Annotated in this window: 9 protein-coding genes; 6 read left to right on the top strand and 3 right to left on the bottom strand. The window is 62.8% G+C overall.

From position 1 onward, the window contains the following. On the bottom strand, positions 1-1010 hold a 1010-nt coding region (locus BM315_RS15475; protein WP_141123957.1), incomplete at its 3' end, for a retention module-containing protein. Positions 1011-1469: 459 nt separating this feature from the next. Here BM315_RS15475 and BM315_RS15470 point away from each other — a divergent pair. Genes BM315_RS15470 through BM315_RS15460 form a run of 3 tightly spaced genes read left to right on the top strand, consistent with a single transcriptional unit; the run spans position 1470 to position 6386 of the window. Then, positions 1470-2831 carry a TolC family outer membrane protein gene (locus tag BM315_RS15470; protein ID WP_090502538.1) on the top strand — a complete coding sequence of 454 codons (1362 nt, stop codon included), beginning with the start codon at positions 1470-1472 and terminating at the stop codon, positions 2829-2831. 23 nt (positions 2832-2854) lie between these two features. Continuing rightward, positions 2855-5017: a type I secretion system permease/ATPase gene (locus tag BM315_RS15465; protein WP_090502536.1), complete on the top strand. Its 2163-nt coding sequence runs from the start codon at positions 2855-2857 to the stop codon at positions 5015-5017. Positions 5018-5027: 10 nt separating this feature from the next. After that, positions 5028-6386 (top strand): HlyD family type I secretion periplasmic adaptor subunit, encoded by a 1359-nt coding sequence (locus BM315_RS15460; protein ID WP_090502534.1) that lies wholly within the window; start codon positions 5028-5030, stop codon positions 6384-6386. 238 nt (positions 6387-6624) lie between these two features. Here the strand turns inward: BM315_RS15460 and BM315_RS15455 are convergent, their stop codons facing one another. Continuing rightward, positions 6625-7230, bottom strand: coding sequence for a tRNA-uridine aminocarboxypropyltransferase (locus BM315_RS15455; RefSeq protein ID WP_090502532.1), 606 nt, complete (start codon positions 7228-7230; stop codon positions 6625-6627). A 116-nt stretch (positions 7231-7346) separates the two neighbouring features. Here BM315_RS15455 and BM315_RS15450 point away from each other — a divergent pair, with 116 nt between their 5' ends. From BM315_RS15450 to BM315_RS15440, 3 genes are read left to right on the top strand one after another with little or no spacing between them, the layout of a single operon-like run. Next, entirely contained in the window at positions 7347-8291 is a 945-nt protein-coding gene (locus tag BM315_RS15450) for a chromate resistance protein ChrB domain-containing protein (protein WP_090502530.1), read from the top strand. Further along, positions 8284-9642 (top strand): chromate efflux transporter, encoded by a 1359-nt coding sequence (chrA, locus tag BM315_RS15445; RefSeq protein ID WP_090502528.1) that lies wholly within the window; start codon positions 8284-8286, stop codon positions 9640-9642. Before BM315_RS15450 ends, chrA begins: the two co-directional genes overlap by 8 nt. Before the next feature lie 3 nt (positions 9643-9645). Continuing rightward, a complete protein-coding gene (locus BM315_RS15440; protein WP_090502527.1) occupies positions 9646-9972 on the top strand; it encodes a rhodanese-like domain-containing protein in 327 nt (108 codons plus the stop codon). Here the strand turns inward: BM315_RS15440 and BM315_RS15435 are convergent, their stop codons facing one another. Then, positions 9973-10866 (bottom strand): LysR family transcriptional regulator, encoded by an 894-nt coding sequence (locus BM315_RS15435; RefSeq protein ID WP_090502525.1) that lies wholly within the window; start codon positions 10864-10866, stop codon positions 9973-9975. Positions 10867-10993: the final 127 nt, after the last annotated feature.

Below are 10993 nucleotides of genomic sequence, written 5' to 3'. Positions count from 1 at the left end.
TGCAGGTCGTTGCTGAGCACGTTGCCGCTGATCGGCGCCAGTGTGTCTTCGGCGATGCTGTGGCTGTCGTCGACCGCGTTCGGCACATCGTCGAATATCTCGATGACGAGATTCGCCGGTGTCGATGACTGCGTACCGTCCGAGGCGCTCAGAGTGAATATGCCAGACGGGTTGCCGGTGCTGCTGTTGGCAGGGCTGGTTAGCTCATAGCTGTAACTAACCACCCCGGTGCTACCGTCGTAGCCGGTGATGGTGAGGATGCCATGCTCACCAACGAAACTCACGCCCACCAGACTAACGATGGACACTGTCACATCGTTAATGGTGAGACTCTGCAGAACGCTTAGCCCGCCAGCATGCGCCAACTGGAAAGTACCACTGGCGAACTCGCCGTCCGAATCCGCGTTCGACCCCGTCGCCAACGCGGATTCGGACACCGATTGGCGCTCACCCAAAATAATTTGCGGAATGACTGGCTCCTCGGCCGCCTGCTCGTTCGTCTGTTCGATATCCGGATCGGGAAACTCCGGAACGAAGCCCAGGCCCTCGGTAGGGAAACCTATGACCGGCTCAAGTGCTCCGGCAGTTTCACCCAACAAGACGAACGAATGGCCGCCACCGCCGCCTGCACCACCCGAGCCAGGCCCTGCAGCCGTGGCAGCAAGAGCCACGGTCGGATCGACGCCGGCTTCAATGGCCGCCTGCAGTTGCTCGACATCGGTCAGATCCTTATCACTGGGCGCTGTTTGCCCCGCTGACTCAGGCGCCGCAGCGCCGTCACCGCGCATACCGGCCAGCACCTGCGTATCCAGCATCAGGCTGCTGTCACGCCCGAGCGTCAGCTCGCCACCGCCGGCCAAGGCGATAGCTACTGCACCGCCCGCCCCGGTAACCAGCTGTTCCCCGGCAAATACCCGATCGCCTTCGACCAGCGGGCGACGCATTCCATCGCCAGCCACCGCAAAAACCTCGCCGACAACCTGACTGACGACACCGATCAAAGTAGCCATGAATCCGTCCTCACTACAACTGCCAGCTAGCGCCGACACGTCTGAAAAGGGTCAATGCACCCTTCCAAACACCGGGAGAGATCCAAGAAGCAACTGAGTGAAATGAAACGGCATGCCTGCTCAGGAAAACATCCGTGCCAAAAAAATAGCGCACCTTGGCTGCCGTATTACTCCATCAGAACCATTCCCGCCCTAGGTGTTGCGATTCGTGCCCGACCGCCTGTTATCGTCACGCGCAGAACGGATAACCCGCAATTTACGCGACCTTTGATGTACACAATGGTCCTGCTTTTTCCAGACCGCATAAGATTTTTTCCTCATAAAGCTTGTGAGAACTTTTTCTTAGGCTTTGCTTAAAGATGTTCTTAGCTGTGTTGTTAAAAGCCTGAAACGGTTTTATAAGAAAAACGCCAAATATCTGACGACAAGAACATAACGGTCGAAAAGGAGATTCATCACATGCGAGTTCTCAATCCGCTGTGGAGCAGCATGCTGCTGGCTCTGACGTGTTCCCATAGCCAGGCAATGACACTATCTGAAGCGATTCAAAGCACCCTGGACAACCATCCGGAAATCCATGCGGGGATCAACAGCCGCCTTTCTTCGGACGAAGAAGTGAAGATCGCCAAAGGCGGCTACCTGCCGACAGTCGACCTGCTGGTCGGCTACGGTCGGGAACAGACCGACAGCCCGAGCACCCGGGCACTTCCACTAGGTGAGCACGACACGGAAACCCTCAACTATCGCAACGCCGAGCTGCGTCTGCGGCAGATGCTGTTCGACGGCTTCAACACCCCCAATGAAGTCGCACGAACCGAAGCGGTAGTGAACTCGCGGGCTTACCGGGTACTCGGCACGACAGAAAGCTTGGCGTTGCGCACCGTCGAGGTTTATCTGGATATTCTGAAACGTCGCGAAATGGTCGCTCTGGCGAAGAACAACCTGCTTGCCCACCAACGCATCACCGATCAAATCGATCTGCGCAGCCGCCAAGGGGTCGGCAGCAGCGCTGACCTCGATCAATCCAACGCACGCTTGGCCCTGGCGGAAAACAATCTCTACACCGAGCAGGTCAACCTGGCGGATGCCGAGGCGAACTTCTTCAGCGCCACCGGCCGGGTTGCGGATCAGTTGGAATCGCCGGTTTCGGTCAAAGGTTCGATGCCCGCGGACCTGTTGGCCGCCCGCCAGACGGTAATGGAGAACAACCCCTTCCTGAAATCGGCACAAGCCGACGTTCAGGCCGCCGAGAAGCAATACGAGGTGGCCAAATCACCCTTCTATCCACGCTTCGACGTCGAACTGGCAACCAATGCCGACGACAACGTCCAGGGCGATGAAGGTCATTACAACAGCTGGCGGGCCGCCGTGGTGATGAACTACAACCTGTTCAACGGCATGCGCGATAAAGCGCTCCTGCAATCCTCGGCGCACCAAGTCAACGAATCCATGGACATTCGCAACAACGCCCTGCGGGTACTCAACGAAAACCTTTCGCTGGCCTGGAACGCCATGGACAACGCCCGCCTGCAAACGCCGAAGGCGCGCGACTACGCCGACTACACCGCACGGGTTCGTGAAGCCTATCAGCAGCAGTTCAGCCTGGGCCAACGCACCCTGCTCGACTTGCTGGACAGTGAGAATGAACTCTTCACCGCCAACCGTCGCTACACCGAAGTGCGCTACACGGAAGAGTTCGCCATGTACCGCGTGATGGCTGCCATGGGAGATCTGTTGCGCCAGCAGCAGGTGATTGTTCCGACCGAGGCCGTAGCCCTATCCGATGTAAAGAGCGAGGCGCGCCTGCCGGAAATCAAGTAGTACCGCTCAAGGAGCAGTAAGCCGTGACGACAATGGAAAGGGCAGGCCCCACCAGCAGCGATCCACGCTTGAGCCACGACGATCCATTGCTGGACGGCTTGCTGATCCTCTGCAAGCTCCACGGCTGCAGTGCCAGCCGTGGCAGCCTGAGCGCCGGTTTGCCGCTGCCCGAACAGCGCCTGAGCGTCGATCTGCTGCCCCGGGCAGCGGCGCGGGCAGGCTTGCAAGGCCGCGTGCTGCGCCGCGACCTGACGGCCATTTCCGCCCTCAACCTGCCGGTACTGCTCTTGCTCAAGAACGGGCGCAGCGCAGTTCTGCGCAAGTGGCTGGACAACGACCAGGCACTGATTCTGCCGTGCGAAGCAGACGGCGGTGAACAGCACGTTGCGCGCGAACAACTGGCCGAGGGCTACAGCGGGCAGGCGTTCTTTGCCCGGCCGCGACATGCCCTGGAAGATGCGCGCACGCCACTGCTGCCACGCATCGATGCCTGGTTCCGCGACACGCTCAAGCTGTCTCGCTGGCTGTATACCGATGCCATGCTCGCCAGCCTGCTGGTCAACGTACTCGGTCTGATGGTGCCGCTGTTCGTCATGCAGACCTACGACCGCGTGGTGCCCAACCAGGCCACCGCCACCCTCTGGGTGCTGGCCATCGGCCTGTTCATCGGCACCTCCTTCGAGCTGCTGTTGCGAGTGCTGCGCGCCAACCTGCTGGACAGCGCCGGCAAGAAGACCGACGTGGTGCTCTCGGCCACCCTGTTCGAGCGCATCACCGGCATGGCCATGAAGGCGCGCCCGGCCACCGTCGGCGGCTTCGCCCAGAACATCCACGACTTTCAGGGCCTGCGCGAATTCCTTACCGCGGTGACCCTGACCAGCCTGATCGACCTGCCCTTCGCCTTGCTGATGATCGTGGTGATCGGCCTGCTCGGCGGTCCGCTGATCGCCATCCCACTGCTGGCCTTTCCGCTCACCGCGATCTTCGCCCTGATCATTCAGGGCCGCCTGCGCGATACGGTGCAACGCAGCCTGGCACTGGGCGCGGAGCGCCAGGCATTGTTGATCGAAACCCTCGGCGGCCTGGAAACCCTCAAGGCCTGCGGTGCGGAGAGCGAGCGCCAGCACCAGTGGGAAACCACCCATGGCGCCCTCACCCGCCTGGATACCCACGCCCGTTTCCTCTCATCCCTGGCCACCAACGGCACCCTGTTCCTGCAGCAATGCGCCGGCATGGCCATCATCATCGCCGGGGTCTATGCGATCATCGCCGGGGAAATGAGCGTCGGCGCGCTGATCGCCTGCTACATGCTCAATAGCCGGGTGTTGGCCCCGCTCGGCCAGGTCGCCGGGCTGATCACCCGCTACCAGCAAGCGCGCCTGACCATGAAGAGTACCGACGCCCTGATGGGGTTGCCGCAGGAACGCCAGACCAAGCAGCGGCCGCTGGAACGCACGCGGCTCAAAGGCGCCCTCGATGTGCGTCAGGTCAGCTTCAGCTACCCGGGACAGGACAATCCGGCACTGGCCAAGGTCAGCCTGCACCTGAACGCTGGCGAGCGGGTCGGCATCATCGGCCGCAGCGGCTCGGGCAAGAGTACCCTGGCACGCCTGCTGATGGGCTTCTACGGCCCGGACGAAGGGCAGGTTCTGCTCGACGGCCTGGATCTGCGCCAGCTCGACGTGGCCGACCTGCGCCAGCAGATCGGCTACGTCGCCCACGACCTGCCGCTGTTGGCCGGCAGCCTGCGCGACAACCTGACCCTGGGCGCACGCTATGTCAGCGACGCGCGCATGCTCGAAGTGGCCGAACTGACCGGGGTCAGCGAACTGGCCCGGCAACACCCGCAAGGCTTCGACCGCCCGGTTGGCGAACGTGGCCAACAACTCTCCGGCGGCCAGCGTCAAGCCGTGCTGCTGGCCCGTGCCCTGCTGCTCGACCCACAGATCCTGCTGTTCGACGAGCCAACCAGCGCGATGGACAACACCAGCGAGGAAGTCCTGCGCAGTCGCCTGCACACCTGGACCCAGGGCAAAACCCTGGTGCTGATCACCCACCGCAGCTCGATGCTCAGCCTGGTCGATCGCCTGGTGGTGCTGGACAACGGCCACATCGTCGCCGATGGCCCGAAAGAGGCGGTGATCGAAGCCTTGCGCAAGGGCCGCGTCGGCCCGGCTGCGGAATAGGAAGGCACTTATGCAAGCGCATCGAGCCATCCTCGCCTACTTCGCCAGCCTGGGCAGACGCAAGCAGGACACCGCGTTCATGCCGGAAGTCGAGGGTGTGATGCTCGAGGATTCGCCCTGGCTGTCACGGGTCACCATCTGGGTGGTCTGTGCCTGCCTGATCGCCGCCGTGCTCTGGGCCCATTTCGCCGTGCTCGAAGAAGTCACCACCGGCGAAGGCAAGGCGATTCCCTCAAGCAAGATCCAGGTCATCCAGAACCTCGAGGGCGGCATCGTCAGTGAAATATTCGTGCGCGAAGGCCAACTGGTGAACAAGGACGATGTATTGCTGCGCCTGGACGACACGCGTTTTCTCTCGAACAAGGGCGAGGCCGAAGCAGATCGCCTGGCACTGATCGCCCGCATCGAACGACTGAGCGCCGAAGCCGAAGGCCGCCCCATCGCCATGCCCGAAGAAATCACCCGCTCGGCAGCGCAACTGGCCGAGGACGAACTGGCCCTGTACCGCTCGCGCCAACAACGCCTGCACAGCGAACAACGAACGCTCGGCGAACAGCTGCTGCAGAAAACCCAGGAACTCGCGGAATTCCGCTCCAAGGCCCAGCAATACCGCTCCAGCCTGGGCCTGATTCAGCAAGAGCTGAACATGTCGCAACCCCTGGTAGCCTCCGGGGCGATTTCCCAGGTGGAAATACTCCGCCTGCGCCGTAGCGCAGTCGAAGTACGCGGCTCACTGGACGCCACTAACCTGGCCATCCCCAGGGCCGAATCGGCGGTCAAGGAGATCAGCAGCAAGATCGAGGAATCCGAGCTGGGTTTCCGCTCCGACGCCTTCAAGGAACTCAATGATGCCCGTACCGAGCTGAAGAAAATCACCGCCACCAGTTCGGCCATTCAGGACAGGGTCAGCCGCACCACGGTGCTGTCTCCGGTCAACGGCGTGATTAAACAACTGAAGATCAACACCATCGGCGGCGTCGTCCAGCCGGGCAGCGACATGCTGGAAATCGTACCGCTGGAAGATAACCTGCTGATAGAGGCCAAAGTACGTCCGCAGGATGTAGCCTTTCTCCATCCGGGACAGAAGGCCATGATCAAGTTCAGTGCCTACGACTACACCATCTATGGCGGGCTCAGGGCCAACCTCGAACTGATCAGCGCCGATACCATCACCGACGAAGAAGGCAACAGCTTCTACCTGATCCAGTTGCGTACCGATAAAAGCCACCTGGGCAGCGATGAGCACCCGCTGTTGATCATTCCCGGCATGATCGCCACCGTAGACATCATCACCGGCGAGAAAAGCGTGCTGGACTACCTGCTCAAGCCGGTGCTCAAGGCCCGCGCAGAAGCGCTGCGCGAACGCTAGAAGTGGATCACGGCAAACCCCGGACGCAATCCGGGCTACCGGAGCTGTGTAGGGTGGATCGGGGCGCGTAGCTGACGTTTTACCCATCCACCAATTGCGGTCTACGGGGTCGCGGGCCTTGCGAATAACGGCGCGTGCACCCACGTAGCCTGGATAAGCGCAATCCGGGGGCGTATTCCCGGATTGCGCCGGCGCCTATCCGGGCTACAAGAGCCTGTTGCTGCTATCACGCCTGTGGCTACGCCCCATCGCCGTGATTACGCCGGTAGGTCTGCTCGCCCATCGCTTTGATCTGCCCGTCGATCAAGGCTTCGAACGGTTTGAGCAATGCATCGAACCGCGCCGGCGCTTCCAGGATATCCAGCGCACTGACAACCGCCTCGATAGTCGACAAAGCCCCCGACATCGGCGCCTTGCGTAGCCGGTAACGCGACTGCAGTCCGGGCGCCAGCGTGACCCGCGGCAACGCCGCCAGCAACGGATTGCAGTGCAAGAGTTTGCGCGCCTTGCGCCAGGTGCCGTCGGGCACCACCAGCAACAGCGGCTGCTCGCCGACCTGCTCGGCATATTGCGCCAGCGACTGCGCATCCTCCCCCGGAAACAGCAGACAAACCTGGTACCCCGGCTGCGCCAGCAGCTCGGGCAAGTCCTCGAATACCTCGCCCACCCGCAGCTCGGCGTTGGATAAACCCAGGGCGGCCAAACGCGCGGTGTTCAGCGCATGTTTGACCTCGCTGGGGTGCTGCAGGATCAGCAGCCGGGTACGGCTGCGCAGTTGCGGGATCAAGGCGCACAGACAGTACTCGATCGGGCGGCTACAGCGCGGGCATTGGGGGCGTGACATCGGTCTCTCCTGATGCCGCGCAGTGTGCCACAAGGCCGCGCAGGTTTTTAACAGGCTTTGCCTGCGGCGCAATCAAGAGTAATGTAGCTATAGCTACCAACTATGTAGTATCAGCTATGAAGAAATGGCTCAGCCTGATCCTCGGCCTGCCCACCGCCAATGCCACCGCGCGCATGCGGGCCTGGCGCGCCTTGAAGGCCAGCGGCGCCGCCGTGCTGCGCGATGGCGTCTACCTGCTGCCGGATAATCCGGCCTGCCGCGAGGCTATGGTCGCCATCGAGCGTGACATTCTGGCGATCAACGGCACCGCCTACCTGCTGCCAATCGACGATCCCGAAGGCGAACGCTTTATCCCGCTATTCGAGCGCAACGCCGATTACTCCAGGCTGCTGGGCGAAGTCGACGCCTGCCATGCCGGGCTGAGCCCTGAGAATGCGCTGGCCTGCAGCAAACAGATCCGCAAACTGCGCAAAGCCTTCGCCCAACTGGCGCGCATCGACTTCTTCCCCGGCCCGGCCAAACAGCAACTCGACGATGCCCTGCAAGCCCTGGAAAGCGCGGCCAGCCGGGCGCTATGCGCCGACGAGCCGAGCAGCCAGGATCTACCCATCGAACTATTGGACCGCCGTGACTACCGCGGCCGACTCTGGGCCACACGCCAGCGGCCCTGGGTCGACCGGCTGGCCAGCGCCTGGTTGATCCGCCGCTTTATCGACCCCGACGCGCGCTTCCTCTGGCTGCGCTCGCCCGAAGACTGCCCCGCCGAGGCCCTGGGTTTCGACTACGACGGCGCGACCTTCAGCCATGTCGGCCAGCGCGTGACCTGCGAAACCCTGATCGCCAGCTTCGCCCTCGCCGAACCCGGCCTGCAGCGCGTCGCCGCCCTGGTGCATTACCTGGATATCGGCGGCGCGCAGCCGGTGGAGGCCGCCGGCGTCGAGCGGGTGCTGGCCGGGCTGCGCGAAACCCTCACCGATGACGACCAATTGCTTAACGCCGCCGGCAGCCTGTTCGATGGCTTGCTGGCCGCCTTCATGCAGGAACCAACCAGCGATGAATGAGCGCATAGCGCCTGCCGAAGCCGGCGTCGAACCCGTCAGCCTGCTGCAAGCCTTCTGGTTCTGGCTCAAGCTCGGGCTGATCAGTTTCGGCGGCCCGGCCGGACAGATTTCCATCATGCATCAGGAGCTGGTGGAGCGGCGCCGCTGGATCTCCGAGCGGCGTTTCCTGCATGCGCTGAACTACTGCATGTTGCTGCCCGGCCCGGAAGCGCAGCAGCTGGCCACCTATATCGGCTGGCTGATGCACCGCACCTGGGGCGGGGTGATCGCAGGCGGGCTGTTCGTGCTGCCGTCGCTGTTTATCCTGATCGCCTTGTCGTGGGTATACATCGCCTTCGGCGACGTGCCGCTGGTCGCCGGAATCTTCTACGGAATCAAGCCGGCGGTGACCGCCATAGTGCTGCAGGCGGCTTATCGCATCGGTTCACGGGCGCTGAAAAACAACTGGTTGTGGGCCATCGCCGCCGCTTCCTTCGTCGCCATTTTCGCCCTCAATGTGCCCTTCCCGCTGATCGTACTCGGCGCGGCGCTGCTCGGTTATATCGGCGGGCGTTTGCTGCCGGCGCAGTTCAGCATCGGCGGCGGCCATGCGAGCAGCGACAAATCCTTCGGCCCGGCGCTGATCGACGATGACACCCCGCCCCCAGCCCATGCGCGCTTCAGCGCCCTACACCTGGCGAAGATCGCCGCCATCGGCGCCGCGCTCTGGTTATTGCCGATGGGCCTGCTGATCTGGCTGTACGGCTGGGACGGCACCCTGACGCAGATGGCCTGGTTCTTCACCAAGGCCGCGCTGCTGACCTTCGGCGGCGCCTATGCGGTGCTGCCTTATGTCTACCAGGGCGCCATCGGCCATTACGCCTGGCTGACCCCGACGCAGATGATCGACGGTCTGGCCCTGGGCGAAACCACGCCGGGACCGCTGATCATGGTGGTGGCCTTCGTCGCCTTCGTCGGCGCCTATGTGCAGCAGGTGTTCGGCCCCGAGCAGGTATTTCTCGCTGGCGCCGTGGCGGCGACCCTGGTCACCTGGTTCACCTTCCTGCCGTCGTTCCTGTTCATCCTCGCCGGCGGGCCACTGGTGGAATCGACCCACGGCGAACTGAAATTCACCGCACCGCTGACCGGCATCACCGCCGCGGTGGTCGGGGTGATCCTCAACCTGGCGCTGTTCTTCGGCTACCACGTGCTTTGGCCGCAGGGTTTTAGCGGCAGCTTCGACTGGCCTTCGGCGCTGATTGCCCTGGCCGCGGCCGTGGCGCTGCTGAAATTCAAGCGTGGGGTGATCGAGACGATCGCGGCCTGCGCCCTGGTCGGCCTACTGGTACATCTGGGACTGAATGGGAGCTGAGCGATGAACCGAATTTCAGTAAGCGAACTGGCGCAGTGGCAAGCGGCAGGCCAAATTTTCAGCCTGGTCGATGTGCGCCGGACCAGCGTACGCCGGGCCGATGCGGCACGGATTCCAGGGGCACAATGGCGCGACCCCGATGCGCTATTCACCTGGAAAGACGCTATTCCCAGGGACAGGCCGGCGATTCTCTACTGCGCCCATGGCCACGAGATCAGCCAGGGCTGCGCCGCGACCCTGGCCGCCATGGGTCTGGATGCACGCTATCTGATCGACGGCTTCGTCGGTTGGCGCGCGGCCAACCAGACTATCGAAAGCCTGGACGGCTAGTCAGCGGGCGTTGAGCTGCGTTTTCAACAGGTCGCGAAAGGTCTGCAACAAGGCCTCGCGCGAACGGCCACGGCGCAGGATCAGGGAAAACGGCGCCTGATAGCCGAAGGTCGCCGGCAGCAATACGCGCAGCCTCCCCTGCTCGACCCAGGGCTGGGCGTAGTGTTCCGGCAGGTAGCCGATGTAGGCGCCGGACAGCACCAGGATCAGTTGCGCCTCCATCGACTCCACCGTCGCCGCGCTGTGCTTGAAACCATGGCGGGCCAGTTCGGCCTGGCTCCAGTAACCGCGCCCGACCATGCGCTGCTGGGCGATCACCTCCTCGGGGATGCGCCGTTCGGCGAACAGCGAATGGCGCTCACTGCAGTACAACCAGTGCTGCTCGCGGTACAGCGGCTGATAGACCAAGCCGTTCATCCGCGTGGAAAAGGCGCCGATGGCCAGATCCAGGCGATTGTCCAGCACCGCCAGTTGCAACTCGTAGGGACTCATCACCGACAGATGCAGGTGCACCGCCGGGTGTTCCTGGCTGTAGGCGCCGATCACCTCGGCCAGCGGCAGAGCCGGATCGCTGACGGTCGAATCCAGCACACCGAGGTTCAGGGTGCCGCGCAGCTCGCCTTTCAGCGCGGCGGAGTAGCGCTCGAAACCTTCCAGTTCGCCGAGCAGACGCAGGGTTTCCTGGTAGAACAGCTCGCCCTTGCTGGTCAGGCTGAAGCCGCCGCGCCCGCGATGGCAGAGGCTCAAGCCGAGTTGGCCTTCCAACTGGCTCATATAGGTACTGATCGCCGAGGTCGACAGGTTCAGTTCCTGCTGCGCCGCGGCGAAACCCTGCTGACGCACCACGCTGACGAAGATGCGCAGCAGTTTCAGGTCGGGCAAGGTGCTGGTCATGGGGTTCTCCTCGACTAGGACAGAAATCGATGGTGCGCGGGGCCGCCTAGGCCGCGCGCACCAGGGTGATCGGCCCAATGTAGAGCAGAGCCGCTTAGTTTAGAAATTTCTGAACTAAGTTTTTGCC

Source organism: Pseudomonas borbori (assembly GCF_900115555.1).
In the GTDB taxonomy this organism is placed as follows: Bacteria; Pseudomonadota; Gammaproteobacteria; order Pseudomonadales; family Pseudomonadaceae; genus Aquipseudomonas; species Aquipseudomonas borbori.
This window is presented reverse-complemented; position numbering and strand designations above follow the sequence as displayed.